The sequence below is a fragment of the Candidatus Nitrosotalea okcheonensis genome (assembly GCF_900177045.1).
GTDB classification, from domain to species: domain Archaea; phylum Thermoproteota; class Nitrososphaeria; order Nitrososphaerales; family Nitrosopumilaceae; genus Nitrosotalea; species Nitrosotalea okcheonensis.
The window spans coordinates 1,049,637-1,070,755 of the sequence record NZ_LT841358.1 but is presented as its reverse complement, the minus strand read 5'-3'; the positions used below and the strand labels follow the sequence as shown (position 1 = coordinate 1,070,755).

At 38.5% G+C, this 21,119-nt stretch carries 28 protein-coding genes; 6 read left to right on the top strand and 22 right to left on the bottom strand.

Features of this window, described 5'->3' with window-relative positions; all coding sequences use genetic code 11:
- Positions 1-308 precede the first annotated feature (308 nt).
- On the bottom strand, positions 309-989 hold the full coding sequence (locus tag BQ3481_RS06330) for a hypothetical protein (RefSeq protein ID WP_157927517.1): 681 nt from the start codon (positions 987-989) through the stop codon (positions 309-311).
- A gap of 130 nt (positions 990-1,119) precedes the next feature.
- On the bottom strand, positions 1,120-1,332 hold the full coding sequence (locus BQ3481_RS06325) for a DUF4367 domain-containing protein (protein ID WP_157927516.1): 213 nt from the start codon (positions 1,330-1,332) through the stop codon (positions 1,120-1,122).
- A gap of 41 nt (positions 1,333-1,373) precedes the next feature.
- On the opposite strand from BQ3481_RS06325, the gene BQ3481_RS06320 reads away from it, so the two are divergent.
- Together BQ3481_RS06320 and BQ3481_RS06315 are read left to right on the top strand one after the other, a co-directional pair.
- A complete protein-coding gene (locus BQ3481_RS06320; protein WP_157927515.1) occupies positions 1,374-2,621 on the top strand; it encodes a Glu/Leu/Phe/Val family dehydrogenase in 1,248 nt (415 codons plus the stop codon).
- 36 nt (positions 2,622-2,657) lie between these two features.
- Positions 2,658-2,885: an Lrp/AsnC ligand binding domain-containing protein gene (locus BQ3481_RS06315; protein ID WP_157927514.1), complete on the top strand. Its 228-nt coding sequence runs from the start codon at positions 2,658-2,660 to the stop codon at positions 2,883-2,885.
- An 81-nt stretch (positions 2,886-2,966) separates the two neighbouring features.
- On the opposite strand, the gene erpA is transcribed toward BQ3481_RS06315, so the two are convergent.
- The 5 genes from erpA to BQ3481_RS06290 form a co-directional block, all read right to left on the bottom strand.
- On the bottom strand, positions 2,967-3,317 hold the full coding sequence (gene erpA, locus BQ3481_RS06310; protein ID WP_157927513.1) for an iron-sulfur cluster insertion protein ErpA: 351 nt from the start codon (positions 3,315-3,317) through the stop codon (positions 2,967-2,969).
- 73 nt (positions 3,318-3,390) lie between these two features.
- On the bottom strand, positions 3,391-4,152 hold the full coding sequence (locus tag BQ3481_RS06305) for an enoyl-CoA hydratase/isomerase family protein (RefSeq protein ID WP_157927512.1): 762 nt from the start codon (positions 4,150-4,152) through the stop codon (positions 3,391-3,393).
- Positions 4,153-4,177: 25 nt separating this feature from the next.
- Complete coding sequence (locus BQ3481_RS06300) at positions 4,178-6,301, bottom strand: 3-hydroxypropionate--CoA ligase (RefSeq protein ID WP_157927511.1); 2,124 nt, start codon at positions 6,299-6,301, stop codon at positions 4,178-4,180.
- A 139-nt stretch (positions 6,302-6,440) separates the two neighbouring features.
- Positions 6,441-6,914 carry a hypothetical protein gene (locus BQ3481_RS06295; protein WP_157927510.1) on the bottom strand — a complete coding sequence of 158 codons (474 nt, stop codon included), beginning with the start codon at positions 6,912-6,914 and terminating at the stop codon, positions 6,441-6,443.
- A gap of 7 nt (positions 6,915-6,921) precedes the next feature.
- A complete protein-coding gene (locus BQ3481_RS06290) occupies positions 6,922-7,080 on the bottom strand; it encodes a hypothetical protein (RefSeq protein WP_157927509.1) in 159 nt (52 codons plus the stop codon).
- Between the two features lie 58 nt (positions 7,081-7,138).
- On the opposite strand from BQ3481_RS06290, the gene BQ3481_RS06285 reads away from it, so the two are divergent.
- Entirely contained in the window at positions 7,139-7,495 is a 357-nt protein-coding gene (locus BQ3481_RS06285; protein WP_157927508.1) for a winged helix-turn-helix transcriptional regulator, read from the top strand.
- A 117-nt stretch (positions 7,496-7,612) separates the two neighbouring features.
- Here BQ3481_RS06285 and BQ3481_RS06280 read toward each other — a convergent pair whose 3' ends face one another.
- The 3 genes from BQ3481_RS06280 to BQ3481_RS06270 form a co-directional block, all read right to left on the bottom strand.
- Complete coding sequence (locus tag BQ3481_RS06280; RefSeq protein ID WP_157927507.1) at positions 7,613-7,840, bottom strand: hypothetical protein; 228 nt, start codon at positions 7,838-7,840, stop codon at positions 7,613-7,615.
- A gap of 82 nt (positions 7,841-7,922) precedes the next feature.
- A complete protein-coding gene (locus tag BQ3481_RS06275) occupies positions 7,923-8,129 on the bottom strand; it encodes a Fic family protein (protein WP_255408281.1) in 207 nt (68 codons plus the stop codon).
- A gap of 219 nt (positions 8,130-8,348) precedes the next feature.
- Positions 8,349-9,038, bottom strand: coding sequence for a type 1 glutamine amidotransferase (locus BQ3481_RS06270; protein WP_157927505.1), 690 nt, complete (start codon positions 9,036-9,038; stop codon positions 8,349-8,351).
- 44 nt (positions 9,039-9,082) lie between these two features.
- On the opposite strand from BQ3481_RS06270, the gene BQ3481_RS06265 reads away from it, so the two are divergent.
- The 3 genes from BQ3481_RS06265 to BQ3481_RS06255 all read left to right on the top strand — a co-directional run bounded on the left by BQ3481_RS06265 (position 9,083) and on the right by BQ3481_RS06255 (position 11,381).
- A complete protein-coding gene (locus tag BQ3481_RS06265) occupies positions 9,083-9,457 on the top strand; it encodes a toprim domain-containing protein (protein WP_157927504.1) in 375 nt (124 codons plus the stop codon).
- 77 nt (positions 9,458-9,534) lie between these two features.
- Positions 9,535-10,680, top strand: coding sequence for a DNA primase DnaG (gene dnaG, locus BQ3481_RS06260; RefSeq protein ID WP_157927503.1), 1,146 nt, complete (start codon positions 9,535-9,537; stop codon positions 10,678-10,680).
- Positions 10,681-10,685: 5 nt separating this feature from the next.
- Positions 10,686-11,381, top strand: coding sequence for a DUF120 domain-containing protein (locus BQ3481_RS06255; RefSeq protein WP_157927502.1), 696 nt, complete (start codon positions 10,686-10,688; stop codon positions 11,379-11,381).
- On the opposite strand, the gene BQ3481_RS06250 is transcribed toward BQ3481_RS06255, so the two are convergent.
- The 12 genes from BQ3481_RS06250 to lysW/argW (BQ3481_RS06195) form a co-directional block, all read right to left on the bottom strand.
- Positions 11,378-11,995, bottom strand: coding sequence for an adenylyltransferase/cytidyltransferase family protein (locus tag BQ3481_RS06250; RefSeq protein WP_157927501.1), 618 nt, complete (start codon positions 11,993-11,995; stop codon positions 11,378-11,380). The genes BQ3481_RS06255 and BQ3481_RS06250 overlap by 4 nt on opposite strands.
- Positions 11,996-12,034: 39 nt before the next feature.
- Positions 12,035-13,081: a diphthine synthase gene (gene dph5, locus BQ3481_RS06245; RefSeq protein WP_157927500.1), complete on the bottom strand. Its 1,047-nt coding sequence runs from the start codon at positions 13,079-13,081 to the stop codon at positions 12,035-12,037.
- A gap of 40 nt (positions 13,082-13,121) precedes the next feature.
- Positions 13,122-14,264, bottom strand: a complete 1,143-nt coding sequence (locus BQ3481_RS06240; protein WP_157927499.1) for a M20/M25/M40 family metallo-hydrolase — start codon at positions 14,262-14,264, stop codon at positions 13,122-13,124.
- A gap of 3 nt (positions 14,265-14,267) precedes the next feature.
- Positions 14,268-15,116, bottom strand: a complete 849-nt coding sequence (gene lysX / locus BQ3481_RS06235) for a lysine biosynthesis protein LysX (protein WP_157927498.1) — start codon at positions 15,114-15,116, stop codon at positions 14,268-14,270.
- Positions 15,113-15,277, bottom strand: coding sequence for an alpha-aminoadipate/glutamate carrier protein LysW (gene lysW/argW, locus BQ3481_RS06230; protein WP_157927497.1), 165 nt, complete (start codon positions 15,275-15,277; stop codon positions 15,113-15,115). The genes lysX (BQ3481_RS06235) and lysW/argW (BQ3481_RS06230) overlap by 4 nt, the downstream gene beginning before the upstream one ends.
- 1 nt (position 15,278) lies before the next feature.
- Complete coding sequence (locus BQ3481_RS06225) at positions 15,279-16,469, bottom strand: LeuA family protein (RefSeq protein ID WP_157927496.1); 1,191 nt, start codon at positions 16,467-16,469, stop codon at positions 15,279-15,281.
- A gap of 116 nt (positions 16,470-16,585) precedes the next feature.
- Positions 16,586-17,005 carry an HTH-type transcriptional regulator LysM gene (lysM, locus tag BQ3481_RS06220; protein WP_157927495.1) on the bottom strand — a complete coding sequence of 140 codons (420 nt, stop codon included), beginning with the start codon at positions 17,003-17,005 and terminating at the stop codon, positions 16,586-16,588.
- Positions 16,998-18,173 (bottom strand): aspartate aminotransferase family protein, encoded by a 1,176-nt coding sequence (locus BQ3481_RS06215; RefSeq protein WP_157927494.1) that lies wholly within the window; start codon positions 18,171-18,173, stop codon positions 16,998-17,000. The genes lysM and BQ3481_RS06215 overlap by 8 nt, the downstream gene beginning before the upstream one ends.
- Complete coding sequence (locus BQ3481_RS06210; RefSeq protein WP_157927493.1) at positions 18,170-18,970, bottom strand: [LysW]-aminoadipate/[LysW]-glutamate kinase; 801 nt, start codon at positions 18,968-18,970, stop codon at positions 18,170-18,172. The genes BQ3481_RS06215 and BQ3481_RS06210 overlap by 4 nt, the downstream gene beginning before the upstream one ends.
- Positions 18,971-18,974: 4 nt before the next feature.
- Positions 18,975-20,027: an N-acetyl-gamma-glutamyl-phosphate reductase gene (gene argC, locus BQ3481_RS06205; protein ID WP_157927492.1), complete on the bottom strand. Its 1,053-nt coding sequence runs from the start codon at positions 20,025-20,027 to the stop codon at positions 18,975-18,977.
- Between the two features lie 63 nt (positions 20,028-20,090).
- Positions 20,091-20,948, bottom strand: coding sequence for a lysine biosynthesis protein LysX (lysX, locus tag BQ3481_RS06200; RefSeq protein WP_157927491.1), 858 nt, complete (start codon positions 20,946-20,948; stop codon positions 20,091-20,093).
- Complete coding sequence (gene lysW/argW, locus BQ3481_RS06195; RefSeq protein ID WP_157927490.1) at positions 20,949-21,116, bottom strand: alpha-aminoadipate/glutamate carrier protein LysW; 168 nt, start codon at positions 21,114-21,116, stop codon at positions 20,949-20,951.
- Positions 21,117-21,119: the final 3 nt, after the last annotated feature.

Here is a 21,119-nt window from a genome sequence, read left to right as displayed (position 1 = left end):
GATTATTCTACCAGAGAAGCTTTGGATCAGTTCTCCCACCATCTGTCTCATGGATAATTGGAAAGATTATAACGAGAAGCTGGGAAACCAATAATCTCGCTAAATGGTGTTACTGATCCAAATGGATTGAAGCGTCTAACAATGTCTGTGAAAAAAATACTATATCCAAGAAAGGAACTAGAACGTTGGATTACTGGAATAAGAAGTGATGAGATGTCTTCAAGATCTACGTGTACTAGTTGCGGAAACAACAATCGTTTTGGTTCTTCATTTTGTTCAAAGTGTGGATGTATTCTAAAATAAACTGTCTATTGTATTGCTTTTGCCCAACCACGTTTAATGAGTATGGTGGTAGTATCAGGTTTTACACATGCAGGAGAATTATTTTCGGCTTTGATTATTAATGTGAAATAATTAGGCTGACATTGAATATCATGTATTTTAATACCTGATCTGTATTGTTCCAAGGGAGAAGACATTCCTATAATCCAAGGCTTTCCAATCTGTCCTATTGTTGAGGTTGTATTGGTAACTAGTATTCTTAGATCTGTTCCAATAGTAAAACTTCCATTCACTAGTGTACTTGCAAATACTCTAGTCCTGTATGTATTTGGAGTTGCATCTTTTGTAGATGATATGTAAAGTATCACTTTATTTGGAGTAGTGACATTAGTAGATGATAATTGGAAGTCTAATCCATTTGTTTTTGTAAATCCAATATGATGTAGTGTACTAAGTGTAACTGGAATATTTGTGGGTTCTGAGGTTACATTTAACACGAGTGTCATATTCTGTCCTTGTCTTATTTCAAATTGGTTGAATGGAGAACGATCAAAATCACTACCATTGAAATGTAATGTGATATTAGGCGTTTGTGGGAGCTCATAAGATGTCATTGTATTGTAAACGCTATCTGAGATACTTAACATTGGTACAATTGCAGCAACTATAATTCCAATAATTATTATTCTAGAATATTGAATTTTCACTAAATCATATCCGCTTGTGATAAAATAAAGGAGTTGCTTCTGATTTATGCTTGATTAGACAATAGTAAGTTGTTCATTTCTATACATCATGATCAATTTCACATATAAAAATAAAAAATAAGGGATGCGCTCATAAAGTCTCTGCTACTTTTATGAGTTCGTCAGAAGACAACATGGCAGTTATCGATATCATCAGGCCGTGTTTGAATACTACTATCTCTGCGGGCTGAGATATTGTTTCACCATCTTGCTGTACCTGTAGCATATCGTGCATTACACCATCAAGTCCATTGACAGTTATCGCGCTTCCTGAATTTTGGTGGGTCCAAAGATTATGTCTCAACAAATTTAAATACAATATCCAGTGAGACATATCGATAAAGATTGACTAAAATCGATCCTTGGCAAAATGCTCTCAAGCAACTTGCAGATGCCGCAAAAATTTTGAAACTTGATGCTGGCATTCATGAAATGCTTGCAAATCCAAAAAAAATTCTGATAGTTTCTCTGCCTGTTAAGATGGATGATGGTAGAATCAAAATATTCACAGGATATAGATCACAACATAATGACTTTAGAGGTCCACACAAGGGAGGTATACGATATCATCCTGATGTTACAATCGAGGAGGTAAAGGCACTATCAATGTGGATGACTTGGAAGTGTGCTATTGTCGATGTTCCATTTGGAGGAGGAAAAGGAGGAATCATCTGTGATCCAAAAAGGCTTTCGGCTGGAGAAAAAGAGAGAATGACAAGAAGATATGCATATGCTATATCTGAAATTATTGGACCTGGCAAAGATGTACCAGCTCCTGATGTGTATACAACTGGAAAAGAAATGGCTCAGATAATGGATGTTTATAGTGTAATGCATGGACAGGCAGAACCAGCTGTTATCACAGGAAAACCAATTTCAGCTGGAGGCTCTCTTGCAAGAAATGTAGCTACTGGTCTTGGTGTTGCTTATTGTATACGAGAAGGCGCAAAGAAGATTGGACTCAACCTCAAGGGGGCAAAAGTTGTCATTCAGGGTTATGGTAATGCTGGAACATTTGTAGCAGAATATGTTGAAAAGATGGGCGCAAAAATTATTGGAGTAAGTGATTCCAAAGGTTCCATAATTAATCCTAAAGGACTTGACTCCAAGAAGGTGCTTGAATACAAGAATGCACATGGGAGCGTTGTTGGCTATCCTGGAAGTAAAAAGGTATCAACAGAGGAACTACTTACTACCCCCTGTGATGTTCTTGTACCTGCAGCACTTGAGAATCAGATCACTCCTCAAGTTGCAAGAAACGTTAAATGTAAAATACTTGCAGAGGCCGCAAATGGTCCTACAACTCCTGACGCTGATGATATTTTATTCAAAAAGAAAATCATGGTTATTCCAGATATTTTGGCAAACTCTGGTGGTGTGTGTATATCATATCTGGAATGGGTACAAAACTTACAAAGGTACTATTGGACATTTGATGAAGTTGCAAGTAAAATGGAACACCACATTGTACGTGGTTTCAATGATACATATGCTCTTTCAAAGAAACACGGTGTAGACATGAGAAAAGCAAGCATGGTGCTTGCAGTTGGCAGAGTGCTCGAAGCATTTGAAGCACGAGGCCTCTGGCCATAGAAATACCTAATACTTGATATATTGTGATAATGTTCTATGAGCAAGGCTTTTGTGGCAATACATTGTGAAACTGGAAAAGAAAATCCAGTGATAAGAAAACTTATGGAAATCAAAGGCATAACAGAAGTTACAGGAACCTTGGGACTGTATGATATAATAATAAAGGTGGAGGCATCTGACTCCATGACTCTTGAGAAAATAATAACAAAGGAAGTAAGAAAAATTCCACATGTCTTGACTACTATGACTTTGATGGTCATCTAAAATTCGATAATACTTTTCTAAATTGTATGTTGATCTAGTTTACACTAGTTGCTAGAAAATAAAAATTGAAAAATTTCGAATCTAGGATGTGCTAAATGAACTTCCACAAGAGCAAGACTTGGTTACATTTGGATTGTTGATCTTAAATCCAGCACCCATTAGGCTCTCAATATAGTCGATATTTGCACCCTTGAGGTAGTCGACGCTATAACTGTCAATTACCATCTTGACACCATTTTCTTCGATCACAAGGTCGTCTTCTTCAGATGCCTTTTCAAATCCCATTCCATAGGATAATCCTGAACATCCTCCGCCTTGTACGTAGACTCGTAGAAATTGTGGCTTTTCGGCTTCTTCTGCCATGAAAGCAATTACTTTTTCTGCGGCTTTTGGTGTAATTGTGACCAGTTTTGTGGTCTGTGTGTTACTCATGAACCTATTCGTCCTTTAAATTATAATAATCTTTTCATACCTGACATAATAGGAATCACAGATTAGGTCCAGCTTATTTTTTTGACTTGTTTACAAAAGCCGTCATTCTTTCTACTCTGTCCGGATGGGTAAAGCACAAGCCCCATGTGTATAATTCAAGAGCAAGACCTGTGTCAATGTCTGAATTTCTTCCCTTGTTTATTGCAATTTTTGACATTCTTACTGCCATTGCAGAATTCTGAGCAATCATCTTTGCAATGTTGTTAGTCTCTTCCATTAATTTTGAAAGTTCTACTACTTTGTTTACTAGACCCATCTCTTTTGCCTCATCTGACTTTACAATTCTTCCAGTAAAGATCAAATCTTTTGCCTGGGAAATTCCAACTGTTCTTTGTAATCTTTGGGTTCCTCCCCAGCCTGGGCATACACCTATTGTTACTTCTGGTTGTCCCATCTTTGCAGTATCTGCAGCTACTCTGATATCACATGCAAGTGCAAGCTCGCATCCGCCTCCGAGTGCAAATCCATTGATTGCTGCAATTGTTGGCTTGCTGCAGTTTTCTACTGTATGTGTGAGCAGATGACCAAGTTTTGCATAAGTTTCTGATTCTATTGGCGTGATTGTCGACATGTATGCAATGTCTGCCCCTGCAGAAAATGCCTTGTCTCCTTCTCCTGTGACGATTACAACCTTTACAGAGTCATCCTTTTCAATTTCTTTGAATTCCTTGATGATGTCATTTGCTACATCCATGTTCATGGCATTAAGCTTGTCCGGTCTGTTTATCTTGATTGTACAAATTCCTTCTGATTTTGAGACGTTAACTAGAGACATGCACAAACTCCAAACTATGTGGAAATTAAACCTTGTTGGGTTTGATCTTTCCCCACTGGTGCAGGGCAGATGCTGCTGCAACCCAGTTTCGGATATCGTCATACACTGGGACATTGTGCTTTTCAATTAATCCTGAGACTTTGGCTGTGTATGGACCGCCGTTTCCACCTACAAGTAATGGCTTTTTACCTTGTTTTGAGAATTCTCCCAAATAATCAATTATTGTTTCTTCAAGTGGATCGTCCTGGAATACAAACCAAGGCATTACAATGTCGATATTTGGATCGTCCATGAATTTTTGTATGGAATATCTATAGTCATCAGCATTTGCTCCTCCTGTGACATCTGCAGGATTACCATTTCCAATTACATATGTTGGAGGATAATGATCTTTCATTTCCTTGAGTGTTGCTTCTGTTACTTTGCCAAGCTCTAGTCCATATTTTTCAAATTGGTCTATTGCACCAATCATAGGACCTGCACCGTTGCTGACAAGCGCAACTCTTGGACCATTAGCTGCTGGTTGCCATGCTAGTGCTTTTGCAACTGAAGCAAGTTCTTGATAACTTTCTACTGAAACTATTCCTGCCTGCTTGAATGCACCTTGGATTATTGCGTTAGAGCCTCCAAGTGAACCTGTATGTGATGCTGCTTGCTTTGCCCCCAGTGTAGTTCTTCCACTCTTCCAAATTACGATTGGCTTGTGCATTTCTTTCATCACGCGTTTTGCGGTCTCGACGAATTTTCTACCATCGCCAAAACCTTCAACATATAATGCAATTACTTTGGTCTGAGGATCATTTGCCAAGTACCAGATCATGTCTGCCTCGTCTACATCTGATCTGTTACCATAGCTTACCATCTTTGATAGTCCGAACGAGTCTGCAGTTTCAAGGAAGCTGATTCCCATTGTACCGCTCTGTGATAGCAATGCGACTGGTCCGAGTTTTGCACGAACCATTCTCTCTTGACCTTGGAATGCACAGTCTAGTCTATTTGCTGCATTAAACATACCGATGCAATTTGGACCAATTATTCTAATCTTGTGCTGTTCTGAAAGGCTCTTGATTTGAGATTCAAAGTCTGCTCTCTCTCCTCCGAGTTCTTTTCCGCCTCCTGATACGATTACCATGTTGTGGATTCCTTTCTTGGCGCATGCTTCAAGGACAGGAGGTGTAATGGACAAGTCAACACATACTACAACCAAGTCGACTTTGTCTGGTATTGCCTCAAGCGATGGATAACATTTTAGTCCCAAAATTTCTTCTGCCTTTGGATTTATGGGATATACTTTGCCAGTATAGTCATGTTTTGCAATGCTGTCAAGAACCGAGTTTCCTACTTTTCCAGGAGTTGCAGATGCACCAACTAGTGCAACTGATTGTGGAGTAAAGAATGTCTCCATGAACTCGATGTTTGGTTTTGCTGTTGAGATTGCATCGTTTTTGATCTCTTTTCTTAAGATTATTTTTGCATCAACTACATAGTATGACTTTGGATAAACTACTATTGGATTGAAATCTACGCTGTCAAAATATTTTGCATTGTCTACACCAACCTTGCTGATTTGTACAATTGCTTTTGAGAGCATATTCAAATCAATTGATTTGCTACCCCTGTACCCTTGAAGGATCTTTGAGCCCTTCAATTCTACGAGCATTGATTTTGCATCCTCTGTTGTAATTGGTAGCATTCTGAATGCAACATCCTTGAATATTTCAGTTAGTACGCCGCCTAGTCCTACCATGATTACCGGACCAAATTGTGGATCATTCTGGAGCCCTATGATGAGTTCGACTCCTTGCGGGACCATCTTCTCAAGCAAAATTCCTTTTACATGGACTCCTTTTTTCTTTGAGAGTCTTGGATACATTTCAAGAAATGCCTTCTTTACTTCTTTCTCGTTTTGTAGTCCGACCTTTACTCCTCCTACATCACTCTTGTGAAGTATTTGTGGTGAGACTACTTTCATAACTAGTGGAAAACCTAATCTCTTTGCTGCTTTTACAGCATCTTTTGTATTGGTTACAAGTGCATAGCCTGGAACTTTAATTCCATATTTTTTCAATACTGCTTTGGATAGATCTTCGGTGATTACCTTATGATCTGTTGCAAATGTTTCTTCAAAAATCTTTGTTACTGGATTCAAAAGGATCTCTCCTCTTTATTTGCAGATCGCAATGATGAGATCTGTGTTTTTTTGTGTATCATGACGAAATTCGAAGGTCTAAGTGTTTTATATTAAACTTTTGTCAAACTTGGGCTTGCAATATCAGTTAATTGTCAAATCACAACTTGCATGCTATTCTAACATTTTTTGAAGTATAATACAACGATATTCCCAATATAATTATTGCAGCAGTTTTGAGTTCAAGACCTTGAAAGGGAAACAATGCTAATGCACCACCAAGCCCAAAAACACCTAACAGAGGCGCAGTACAAAGAGGACATCCAGATGCTATTGCACCGACGAACGCACTACATGCACTTGATCCAGCGCCTTTTTTGAAACCTAAACTTCCTGTCATTTGTTTTCTGCACAAAACCAGCGATGTATTCAGCCCTGTCAAAATTGCTATCACAAAACCCAATGTTATAGTAATATAGGTAAACGACAATCCGTACATCTCAATATATTTTGGAAGTGGTGTTGGTGTAAAGTAGAATGTCAAAAGCCAAAATAGAGCAGATAATGTGATGAAAATAATGGCAGCAATGAAGGCATAGCGAGGTTTTTGTATTACATTGTAAATTGTACTCATATCATAATCACTTTAGAACTGCATGTTTTGTTATCTCAAGCGAACAACTGTTTGATGCATTACAATGGTGTTCGCACATTTGAGCAAATTTGACATCATCATAACCTAGTTTACATATCTCACATAGGAATAATCTCGTGTTGTTGTTATCAATTTCTTTTACCATGTAATTACTATGAAAATCAAAGTATTTAAAATACAAAGTTCGTAGTATAGTAGTTACTATGAAAAATCAGAGTAATGCAATTTGTCTCTGCCCACTTGATGGTGTAATAGATACCATAGGAAAAAAGTGGGGATTGCTGATAGTAAATGAGATAGGAAATCATGGGATATTGCGTTACAATGAATTAATGTCAGAATTAAAAGGAATAAGCCCATCAACGCTTGCATCAATGCTAAAGGATTTAGAAAAAGAGGAACTCATAGAAAAGGAAGTTTTCAGAGAGATTCCGCCCAGAGTAGAATATTCCTTATCCACAAGAGGAAGAGAATTAAGAGAAGCGATTATACCGCTTATCAAATGGGCTAGTAAAAAAGGAAATTATTCAATACATTGTAGTTGTAATTTGTTCAAATAGGTAGCCCACTAATTAGTTTAAGAGAGTTTAACACTGCATTAAACTTTTGTCAAAATGGATCTTGTTAAGTTAATGGATATGCGATACGTTCAATCCACTACCAGATCTTTTGTAGGTCTATTTTCGATCTTTATTACGTAGTTCCCATGCTACAAAAGCGACTAGACTTGCTAAAACTAATTTACCTTCTGTTGATTTTGGCAGCAAGTCCAATACTGATGATAAGATTTTTTCTTCTTTTGGAGCAAGAGTCAAATGGATTGGTTTTTCATTGCCAAGAGCAGTAAGCAATTTTCGATTGTCCTTCATGCTCTCCTTTGCCACTTGTAATGCTTCTTGATTCATATCTTTCTAATCCTCTTTGATACATATAAAATTATTTTAGCCATTACATCTTCGTTTAATTTAGACCTCTCTTCTTGAATCTCTAGTAGTTTTCTAAGATATTCTTCTCGTTTTCATCGTCAATTGCGAGCCTAAAACCATTCAATCGTAAAAGTGTGTCTGCACATACAAAGGCGGTTCTTTTATTTCCTCCACTAAATGGTTGTGCCCATGGTATTCCACCAAAAATGTAAGATGCCTTCATTATGAGGTTTTCTTGTTTGTCGACCACCTTCAAAATATTTTTCAATTCATCTTGATTGACATTTACGGCTTCAAACGCAGTTGGATTGCTCTAACCATTCTTGTATGATGCCTTTGTTAATTTCAATAATCAGTTCTTTAGTGAGTTTGGTCATGTTTTTGAATTAGGATTTTATAATTAAAGATTAAGTCGTTTTGACGCATTTATGATTTGCTTCCTATGGAGGGATATTACGATGGAAATCTACGCCACTTTTTTTATGGTTTAAAGATTGAATTCTGACTTGAAATTCTTATAAAATACTCGTAGATTCTCTCTGACCACGCCAATTTTTTCAGGTATCTGTTTCTCAATTATGCTTGGATGGATATAGTCTGTCTTGCCTAGTTCTTCCTTTGATTTTTCTAGCCAGAGTCTTATGGTTGATTCATCCACCTCAAGATGAAACTGTATTCCAACTGCACTGCCTATCTTTATTGCCTGATTTTGATAATGTACCGAATGTGCTAGTCTGATTGCATTCTTTGGCAGATCAAAAGTGTCACCATGCCAATGAAATGCAAGAAATGGACTCTTTATTCCATCAAAGAGTTTTGACTGGGAAATATTGTCAAACTCAATATCATTGTAGAATCCTATTTCTTTTCTGGGTCCACTGTATACTCTGGCACCAAATGCCTTGGCAATAAGCTGTGACCCAAGACAAATACCTAACACTGGAATATCTCTTTTTACCGAATCACGAATCAATACCATCTCTTGTTTTAGATATGGAAGATCATCATTTGCACTCTCTGGGGCGCCTAGAACTATTATGGCATCATATCTAGTTTCTGGAATTTTTTCATTTTTTGCAAGGATTGTCTTTGTACTAAATCCATCTGCTTTGAATAGATCTCCTAACGTCCCGATTCCTTCCACCTTTGTATTTTGGATTATAAGAAATTCTGACATGCGAGTCTGAAAATTGCTTAATAGTCTAGCTTGTAAATAAGCTTGTGAATTTTGAATCAGATGAAATCTACAAAATACAAGGTTTTGTAAAATCACTCAACTCTGTACATAACAGCATAATTGTTGTAGAAGGAAAGCGTGACGAGGAAGCACTGAAAAAATTGGGGGTTTCTGGAAAAATATGCCAGTTTCACAGCTTCAAAGGTCTCATAAAATTTGCCGACAGTATGCCCAAGTACAACATTCTCATACTGTTATTAGACTCTGACCAAAAGGGGCGTTATCTTACAAAGAGGATAATCTCTCAACTTCAACATAGGATGACAATTGATCTCTCGTATAGAAAATATCTTACCATTATCACAAAAGGCAAAATAAAAAATGTAGAAGATCTATCCACATACGAATTTGAGGGTTAGCGCGAAGGAATAAGGAATAAGCACTTATATCATACCGTTAGGAAAAATAATTGATCAAACATTAAGAGGATAATGATTTGCCATATACAGGAATTGTCAAGTATCACGTTAAGCTCAGCTTCGACGTCGATGGACTCGTTGAAAAAGCAGATATCATAGGTGCGATTTTCGGCCAGACAGAAGGTCTGCTTGGCCCCGAAATGAACCTGAATGAACTCCAGAAGGTGTCGAAGGTAGGACGAATAGAAGTCAATACTACGGCCTCGTCTACTCAAACAAAAGGAGATGCTCTGATTCCTATGAGTACTGATATCAACACAGCCGCACTTATTGCAGCTGCAATAGAAAGTATTGATAAAGTAGGTCCATTTCAAGCCAAATTCAAGTTAGATGCAATTGACGATGTACGCACTGCCAAGAAAAAAGAGATTGTAGATAGGGCAAAGGATATCGTACAAAAATGGTCTACAAAAACAATCAGTGAAGGTGAGGAGATGCTCAAGGATGTATCTGACATTGGCTCTGCCGGGAAACTTGCATCATTTGGAAGAGAAAAACTCGCATGTGGCTCCGGAGTATTTGACTCTCCATGGATAATTCTAGTTGAAGGTAGGGCAGATGTGATAAATTTATTACGAGCAGGTTTTGATAATGCGCTTGCAATAGAGGGTGCAAGAATCGATGAATCAATAAAATCATTATGTGATTCAAAATCCAAAGTAGTTGCATTCCTTGACGGCGATAGAGCAGGTGGATTCATACTAAAAGAATTAAAATCTCTTGTTACTGTAGACGTGGTACACAGAGCACCAGAGGGTGTAGAAGTTGAAGAGCTTACCCCTATGCAAATTGCAGACATTCTCAAAGATACTGCGGAAGACATGAAAAAGGAGACTGCAAAACCAGTGCTCAAGGATTCAAAGGATGAACCCATTGCTAATGTTGTAAAGAAGGTATATCCACAGCTCAATGAATCATTAGAAGCAATAGCTCTTGATGTTGGTACAAATCAACTCTTCAAGGTACCAGTAAGCGAGGTTGTAGGAAAACTTGCTCCTGGTTCTGGTATCAAGTTTCTGATACTTGATGGAATCATAACACAAAGACTAGTAGACTCTGCAAAACAAGCCGGAATTGAGTATTTGATTGGTCACAGAATGGCTAATCTCAAGTCCACTGATGGATTGATACTCAAAACATTTACAGAGCTTGGTGTTGCATAAAATTAATGCCAGAACTAAAGATTCAACATATTCTTACACTTGCAGAACTTTTTACCAAGGGCGCACGTTATAATTTTGTTCCAATAACTACATCTTCTCTTGGAAGGAGCATCAACAAGTCGCAGCAGGCTGCATCAAAACATCTCATGGAATTGGAGGCAAGTGGATGTGTGGAGAGACTTCGAAGCGGGCAAAAGGTCTCTGTAAGAATAACAACCAAAGGTCATTCTGAAATGATCAGGATATCTTCTGTGTTAAAATCAAGCCTCGAGTCAATTCCAGCACATTTGGAATTCAAGGGAACTATAATATCTGGAATGGGTGAGGGGGCATATTACATGTCGATGAAGGGATACACAAAGCAATTCAAGACAAAGCTTGGCTACGTTCCATTTCCTGGAACATTGAATGTAAAACTAAAGGACAAGGAATCAATTGAAGCCAAGCGCTCACTTGATGCATATACTGCGATATTGGTTGATGGTTTCTCAGATGGAAAGAGAACATATGGATGGGTAAAATGCTATACGGCAAAAATAAACGGCATCAACGCAGCGCTGATTCTACTTGAGCGTACTCATCACGATGATTCTATAATTGAGCTGATCTCAGAGGAAAACATCAAAAAGGCAGCAAAACTTTCTACCGGTTCAAAAGTTACAATACGGGTTCCAATAAGTGTAAAGCCTGTCTTGGGTTAAATTCCATAGATTGACTTGCCATAGTCGTTTTCTATCTTTGAACTCTTGATGTCTGGTATTGGAGACTGGAGTCTTGCAATTGATACATCGATTCCAATCTTTTTACATCCATCTATTATGAACTTCTCTTGATGTACCTGATCATAGCCTAATGCAATGATGTTTGGCTTGATGATCTCAACTGACTTGAATATGTTGCCTTCGTATCCTACTACTGCATAGTCTACCATTGAAAGTGATCTTACCAAGTCCTTACGAAGTTCCATGTTGTGTAACGGGATTCGGTTCTTCATTTTTTGTGCAGTCTTGTCAGTTGCAATAACTACAACTAATACATTGCCAAGGGCCTTTGCTGCCCTGAGGGTGTGGATGTGTCCTGGATGAATTATGTCAAAAACTCCTCCAGCCAGTACAACCCGTATGGAGTTTCTTCCAAATTCAGTAAGGGTTTTTTTATTATTTTCAATAAACCCATTTTTTACAAGATAATCTATTTTTTCTTGGATGTATTCTGGGCTGAGGGAAATCTTTTTTCGTATGATATCCGTGGCTGTATCGCCTGAAAGTGATGCCACAAAAAAGGCCGTAATTATCTCTTTATCAAATGCATCCAAATCTTATCACTAGAGCGAAACTATTACAATTTGGTTTATCTATAAACTCTGTGTCCAAGGATCAATTCCTCTTGAGAGGCGTAATGCATCCATCAGCCCTTCTGCGTATCCGATGCTGAGTACTGCAAGTTCTTCTTGTCCGTCCTTTTGGAATTTTTCTGCATCATCAATATACAACTGAGCATTTTCTATGACTGGACCAAGACTGGTATCATTTTTGAACATTTTTACAACCTCCTCTAACGCCTTTCTTGCCTTTGGGATGTACTTTGAAAGCATCTGGTCTGATATTTTTTGAATCTTTGATGAATTATCAAATGGTTCATCAAGGCATTGGGAAAATATCTTGATTGCATCACTTTCTGTAAAGTGCAACTTTCCGGGAATGATGATAGTATGTGGGGGCTTGCCAAAGTCTGCCTTGACAAGAGTTAATAATTTCCCTGAAATTATTTTCTGATTCTTTGCACCAATTCTTGATGCAACTATTGCAAATGTAGATTGGTCTATGACATTTCGCTTTTGACCTTTTTCTGTTTCCAATAAACTGTATAGCGCATCTTTTGGATTCATGAAGAAATTGGAACTATTATCAAATTCCAAGATTAACAAACTATGACTTCCCTTTATCATGTTCTCATAAATTGTATGATACACGGTGGTTAGTGATGGAGTTTCCCTCATGATTGTCACGGGTCTTCCAATTTTGTAATGGTGCAAACCGCATTCTCCGATCAAAGATGTGATTGCGGATGCATTATGAATTGTCTTTGTTTTAATCTTGTCTTTCTCGGCTCTTGTACGCAATTCCAGATGGGTTGTGGCTACATATGGATCACCATAAGCTAACAGTACTACATTTTTCTTTTTGGCAAGTGCCAGGATTGCCTTGCCGTCTTCTACCATCCATCTTGGTGCAATAGTTAGCTTTCCTTTAACCAGTTTTTTTATTTTTAACACTTCTGATTTTCCAATGGGACTAGTAAAATTCTCAAAAAATGTCATATCTGCCTTTTTCAAAACCTGGATGGCATTCACACTTGTACCATCAAGCCCTGAAATGCCAAGACCTACAAACCATAGCATTATAAAAAAACTCCCGCCGCTCTATATTTTGAGCTTCGTTTTAGGACTTGGTGGACGGGTTTTTGAATTCATGTAATCTTCTCAAGTGAGACAGCATCCTCTTGAAAACTTCAATGCTTCTTAGAAACTCGTCCGTTGATACTCGTTCGTCAATTGTGTGCGATGCATGTGGATCTCCTGGTCCATATGTGACAACTGGTATGTTTAGCGAGTTTCCTATTATGTTCATGTCACCTGTGCCTGTCTTTCGAATTAGCTGTGGCCTTGCCTTTTCTACGTCCATTATTCCCAATGTCAGAGCTCTGACAAGCGGAGAACTGTGTGGCGCCTCAAAAGGTTCAGTCTCATCTATTACAGAATAAAATGCATTAACTCCTTGTTTTTTTGCAATCTCTTCAACTGTTGTTGCAATTCTTTCTCCAACCATTTTGCAATTCATGTTTACTGGGATTCTGATATCCATTATTGCATCACATTCTAGGGGCGTTACATTGTGACTGCTGCCACCTTTGATTTCAGTAAGAGATGATGTAAGCATCATGCTCTTTGCTATACCATCTTGGTTTTGCTCCAGTGATTTTTTTAGCGCACTGGTAAATACATATGACTCCTCAATTGCATTTTTTGCAAGCCATGGTGCGCTTGCATGTGCACTATCGCCTACATTTACTCTCAAGTTTATTGCAATTCTGCCCTTGTATGCAATTGTAATATTTTTAATTCCACTTGGTTCTCCAAATATTGCGTAATCTATCTCTGGCTTTTGTTTTACCAAGCTCTTGATTCCTGTGGCATTCCCTTCTTCATCGACTACTGCTGCAAATGTTATTGTTCCATTGTTGTTGCTCTGGACTGATGCTGCTGCAAGTAGCATGGAAATTAAAGGCGCCTTGGCGTCAGATGCACCTCGTCCATAAATGAATCCGTTCTCATTTCTTACCTTTATCTTTCCTGGAACTGTATCCATGTGTCCACATAACATTATTCTTGGATATCCAGAACCCTTTGTAGCGATAAGATTTCCAACATCATCTATGTGGATGTCTTCAAATCCAAAATCATCGCACTTGTCTGCTAGAAATTCTGCGAGCGGTTTTTCTGAAAGAGATGGTGTGTAAATCCTCAGGGCCTTCTCTAGCACTTTTACTGAATATCTTGGTGTACTAGTTACTGATGAGTCCAATTCTTATTTTCCTAGATTTACTGCGTAATCAATCATCATTGCTGGTATATTTACGCCAGTAACTCTGACAGTATTTTTGTATTCCGTTGTATTGTTTACTTCATGTACCACAAGACCATTTTCCTTGCTTTCCATTAGATCTACTCCGACTATTTGCCCCTGAACTGTCTCTTTTGCCTTGATGCAAATGTCTTCTAATTCTTTTGTTACTTTAAGTTCCTCAGCCCTGCCACCAAGTGCCATGTTTGTCTTCCACTGGTCTTCTCCCGAATAGCGATAAATTGCAGCAACGACTCTGTCCCCTATTACAATTGCTCTAATGTCGCGCGGAGGTCTGTTAACAAATTCTTCAAGGTAGTATACCTGATAAATTGGATACATGCTCTCTCTGCTTTCTATTATTGCCTCTGCCGATTCCTTGTCTTTTATCATGGCAATCATTCTTCCCCAACTGCCTACAGTTGGTTTAATCACCATTGGATACCCTCTTTTGTCAAGAAGATCAAGTGCAGATTCTTCTGAAAATGTAACTGCACTAAATGGAGTTGGTATGCCTTTTTTCAGCAAAAGCATGTGAGTAAATAATTTGTTTCCTGCAAAGATGCTAGTATTCAAGGAATTGATTACCTTGACTCCTTTTCCTTCAAGTGCTGCAGTGGAATGAAGACTACGGTAATAACTCACACATCTCTGTATTACGATACCGTGATCTTCCTTACTTTTATCTAAATTAATGGATAAATTCTTACAGTCTACCATCTTTGTATTGATGCCTTTCTCCTTGGCAGCATCAAAGAGTGCTTTTTCTTCCCACCTGATGGTATCGTAGAGAATCGATAAACCTGAGCTCACTGGCCCCAGTCCTCACCAACAGATTGTGCTGGTTTTAACTCAAAGCCGGAGGATCCTTTGACAAGTTCAAAACTTGCACCGCAATCGGGACAGGTTACTATCTCTCCTTCCATCGAATCCTGTGGAGGGTTGATGTTTGCGTCACATTCTAAACATTTCATATTATTTTCCTGTTTTTACCTTCACTTCGGTGTCATTAATTATCTTTCGTTCAAGTCTGTCATCAAGTGGTATTTCAAGCAAATCTCCCATCCTGAGATTCTTCAGGCCAGCTGCCACTGCTTTTGCATGAGTCTCGTTTTGTTCAAGACCTAATAGCGACATCAAGTATGCTGCACCGTTTTTTCCTGCAAGTTCTCCAAAGACAATCCTTCTCCTGTTTCCTACTACCTTTGGCTCAATTGGCTCATATGCAGCAGGGTTTCTCAAAATAGCTGCCAGGTGTGTTCCAGCCTTGTGCTTGTAAGCAGTAGGTCCAACAATTGGCTTTGAATCATAGGGTACAATTGCGGTATACTGTTCAATTAGCCTTGAGAGGTCCATGAGCATGTCCAGTCTGAAATTATTTGGAGACTTGTACAGATATGTCAAAGCAACAGCTGTTTCTGCAAGTGCTGGTATTCCAGTTCTCTCACCTATTCCATCGATTGTTGTATGAATCTGATCTGCACCACCGTCGCATCCTGCCAGCGCATTTGCAAGTGCAAGTCCAATGTCGTTATGACAGTGGACATCAAGTGGTGTTTTTATTTCATCACGAATTGATTTTACAAAGTTGTACATTCCGTTTGGTCTCATTATTCCTACAGTATCTGGCAAACTGATCCTGTCAGCACCTGCATCAGAGATTGCTTTACATATCTGCATTAGAAACTCTGGGTCTGCTCTGCTGCCGTCCTCAACTGTAAATCTCATCTTGAGGCCATGTGACTTGGCATATTCTACTGTCTCGACTGATCTTCGCAATGCTTCTTCTCTTGTTATTCTTAGCTTGTCCTTCATGTGAATTTCAGAAATACCAAGATATGTTGCCATCCATGTTGCATCACAATCTATTGCAACATCTACATCTTCTTTTAATGCTCTAACATGTGCTACAATGTCTGCTTTCAATCCTTGCTTGATGATTGTCTTCGTTGCTTCTTTATGATCTGGTGATACTACAGGTGATATCTCAATTTGATCCACTCCAAAATAATCCAACATCCATGCAATCTGGATTCTTTGTTTGTTTGAAAAAGTAACACCGGGATGCTGTTCCCCTTCTCTTAGTGTACTGTCAAGTATTCTGATTTTCTTTGGTTTTACACCCATTTCGTTATACTGGTATGCGTAATAATTTGCGTCGTCCATTTCTCAATTTTTACTTGGGTTTTACAAATATAAACATATTCGTACAGAAATCGTCTAGTTTGGTTATTTTTGAAACGATTTTAGGCGATTTTCAGAATTATATGTCGATATTCGTTTTATGTGACTGTACGCAATATTATGACAGTGTTTGTATCAAACACACCTGGGACCTTTCGTAATTCGTCAATGCATACATTGATGTCTGTAATTGTAGGTGCCTTGATTATTGTAGCAATATCATATTGTCCTGTTATTTCAAATACTGTGTGAACTCCATGTAGTTTAGAAAGTTTTGCTGATACCTTTGATGTATCAGTTGATGAATCAACTGAGATCAAAATTATGGCACTTGTAGAATTTGCATCTCCGGTTTCAATTGTAAATTTTTTAATTATTCCTCCACCTGTAAGATTCTTTACTCTTCTTCTTACTGCCGATTCTGATAATCCAAGTTTTTCCCCAATTTCTACAAACGATTGTCTCGAGTCTTTTTTTAGTATCTCAATTATTGTCTCATCTGTTTTATCTCTAGACATTTCTTCGCTGTTCCTCCTTTGTTAGTATTACATCTAGAGTTTCTAAAGCTTTGTTTACGTCAGACTCTGATATGACTAGAGGAGGTAATAATCGGAGTATGTTCTTGCCGGAATAAAGCAAGAGTAGATTATTTGCAATTCCATCAAATAATATGTCCTTTACTTCAAACTTCATTTCAACACCAATCATCAGGCCCTTACCTCTTATCTCTCTGATAATCTTGTGTTTTTCTTTCAGTCTCTCTAAACCTTCTCTGAATATCCTTCCATTCTTGTCTGCATTTTCAACTAGCTTGTCTTCTACAAGTGCATCAATTGCCCCAATTCCTGCCGCACATGATAATGGGTTGCCGCCAAATGTAGAAGATTGCTCTCCCTTGTTAATCGAAGCCAAGATGTCTGGTCTTACTAGGGTTGCACCCATTGGTACGCCTCCTGCAATGCCCTTCGCAAGACACATTATGTCTGGTACTGTGTCCCAATGTTGACTTGCCCACATCTTTCCAGTCCTTCCAAGACCTGCCTGAATTTCGTCAAATACCAGAACAATTCCCTTTTCATCACATAATTTTCTGACTTGTTGTAGAAATCCATCTGGGGCAACATTGATTCCACTTTCTCCTTGGATTGGCTCCATGATCACCATTGCTGTGTCAGAATCCACTGTATTTCGCAATGCTTCGATATCGCCAAATGATGAAAAACTTACCGAGTCAACAAGAGGTTCGAAGGCCTTTCTGTACTTTTGATTGAATGTAACTGACAGTGCACCAAGTGATTTTCCATGGTATGAACCGTTCATTGCAACCATTTTTTTCTTTCCTGTAAACTTGCGTGCAAACTTGATTGCAGCTTCTACTGCTTCCGTTCCGCTGTTGTTTAGGTATACCTGACTTAGATTCTTTGGTGCAATTTTTATTAATTTTTCAAGAAATTCTTCTCGCGTCTTGTTGTAAAGTGAACTATGTACTGTGATTATTTTATCGAGTTGATTTTTTATTGCCTTTACTACTCTGGGATTGCAGTGGCCAACCAATGCAACGCCATAGCCACCCATGCAATCCAGATATTCCTTTCCACTTGCATCCCATACATGAGCTCCTAGTCCACGTTCTATTGTTACAGGAAATCTCTGATAGATATTTCCCATGAATTGATCTTCTGTCATCTTGATATCACCGTACAGTTATGATGAGCAATTGCCGCTGATATTGGGTTTTCCTTTTTACCGTTTGCAACAAGTGCTTCCTTGACGCCCATTTCTAATGCTTCTGTTGCAGCAAGAATCTTTTTTTCCATGCCAAATCCAATCTTTGGTAGCATCTCTTTTGCCTCTGCCAATGACAGTTTTTCAACCAGCCTTTCTTCCATGAGCAAACCATCTACATTTGTAAGAAATAATATCTTATCTGACTGCATCTTGCCTGCTACATATGCAGCTGCCCTGTCCCCATCAACATTGAGAAAATCACTCTCTTCACTTATTGCGATGGGAGATATCACTGGAACATATCCTTGGTCTAATATGGAATGAATCAATCCTGTATTGATATTTTGTATTTTTCCAGTATAACCACCATCTATTACCATCTTGCGACCCTTCTCATTCATCACAATTAATTTCTTTTTTCGTTCAGCTTGGATTATCTTGCCGTCTATTCCAGAGAGGCCGACAGCATTGATTCCATATTTTTGGAGCATGCCTACAATCAATTTGTTTATTTTTCCTGACATAACCATGGTAAATATCTCTACAGTCTCTTTGTCGGTAAATCTACTCTTGATTCCTCCTGGGGACACAATAAATTTCTGCTCTTTTCCCAATGCTTCTGAAATTTTAGTTACCTCTTTTCCTCCGCCGTGCACCAAAATGAGTTTTTCATTCTCTGAGACTTTTTTTATATCTGCTATTGTAGTGGGATGAAGACCGTCTACCACACTTCCTCCTATCTTAATTGTAATCATTTTTTTACACAGGAGTTAGCGGAGTATATGCGATTCCTTCCATCTCGTTGAATCCTGCCATGACATTCATGTTTTGGATGGCAGAGCCTGCTGCACCCTTCATGAGGTTATCTGATGCTGAAAGAACTACCAGTCTGTTGTTGTCTTCATCAATATCAAATCCCACATCACAAAAGTTTGAACCGACAACAAACTTTGGATCTGGGAATTTGTAAAATCCTTTCTTGTCACGGATTAATCTGACGAATTTTTCATTTTGATATTGTTCACGATACATCTTCCACAGATCCATTTCAGTTACTGGTTGCTTAAGAAAGACGTGGTTTGTACAAAGAATTCCTCTTACAATGTCTACTGCATGTGGGCTCATTGATACCTTGATCTTGGTTCCAGCTGCTTGGCTTAGCTCTTGCTCTATTTCTCCTGTATGTCTGTGTTTTGCTGGTTTGTATGGTCTGATTACACCTGATCTCATTGCATGGTGTGTACCTGAAACAGTTCCTGCACCTGCACCAGATGAACCGATTTTTGAATCAACCACAATGTGTTCTGTATCGATAATGTTCTTTTTGATCAATGGATATAATCCAAGAATTGATGTTACTGCCATACATCCTGGACATGATACAATCTGTGATTTTTTTATCTCTTCTCTATGAAGTTCTGGTACTCCAAAGACTGATTTTTCTAGCAATTCTGGATGTGGATGCTGCCAACCGTACCACTTGTCATAATCTGCAGGATTGTGCAATCTATAGTCTGCACTAAGATCAATTACTTTCATTCCTCTGTCATAGAGTGCTTTTACAATATCTACTGCAGTTCCATGTGGTACTGCAGTAAACACCAGATCACACTTGTCTGTTAGTTTATCATAATCAAGTTCTGAAAATGTCAAGTCTGTAAATCCCTTCAAACTTGGTTGGATTCTGGAAATATACTCTCCAACATATTGTCTTGAAGTTACCATTGAAATTTCTGCATGTGGGTGGCTTACAAGTAGTCTAAGAATTTCTCCGCCGACATACCCTGATGCCCCTACTACACCTACTTTCATCGATACTCTCCTACCATAATATAGTATAATTTAAACTCTAAAATTTTTTTCAACATTTGAAATTTATCGCTTGGCGTAACTTATTGCATAGTCGATCATTTCTTTTGGTATGTTTCTTTTGGCAACTTTCGCAAGCCCCTTGAACTCTACTGTGTTATTTACTTCATGTACTACAAATCCGCGTTTTTCGTCTTCCATCACATCGATTCCCAATATTCCGCCTCCTACTGCTTTGGATGCCTTCATACAAATGTCTTCTAATTCCTTTGTAATTTCACATGCAATTGGCTCTGCACCAAGGGCAATGTTTGTCTTAAAGCCACCTGTGGATGTTCTGTACATTGCCGCGATCAGTTGATCTCCAACTGATATGGCTCGTATGTCTCTTGGGGGACGTTCCACAACTTCTTGTAAATAGTAAATCCTGTCCAATGGTCCGTCATTTAGTTCTCTTACCTCTATTATTGCATCTGCAGTTTCTCTGTTTCTAAGGGGCACGACACCTCTTCCCCAACTTCCTATGATTGGCTTTATCACAAGGGGATAACCATCTTTTTCCAATGTCTCTATTGCAGCCTCAGATGAAAATGTAAAGTATGTTTTTGGAGTGGGTACGTTGTGTTTTTTTAACAACAATGATGTTAACATCTTGTTTCCGCAATTGTTTGCAACTTCCGTCCTGTTAATTACTGGTATGTCTAAAAACTCCAAGGCTGCTGTAAAATGAAGACCACGAAAATAACTGACGCATCTTTCTAAAACAACATCTCCGAAGTCATAATTATTTTTTTTACTTTCAGTGGTAAATTGAGTAGTTTTAGCATCGATCATCTTCGTATCGTGTCCAAGCTCTATTGCTTTTTGTTCAAGCATCTTCTCCTCCAGTCTTACTCTATCGAACACGATTCGAACTTTGGGCATTTACTCTCCCCAATCTTCGCCAACTTTCTCAGCATGCTTTAATTCACATACACCACCGTTCTTAGAAGCAATCTCAAAATCTGCCCCACAATCAGGACATGAGACTATCTCCCCAATGCTTGCGTCATCTGGAATTTTTATTATTGCATCACATTCTGGACAATTCATTCT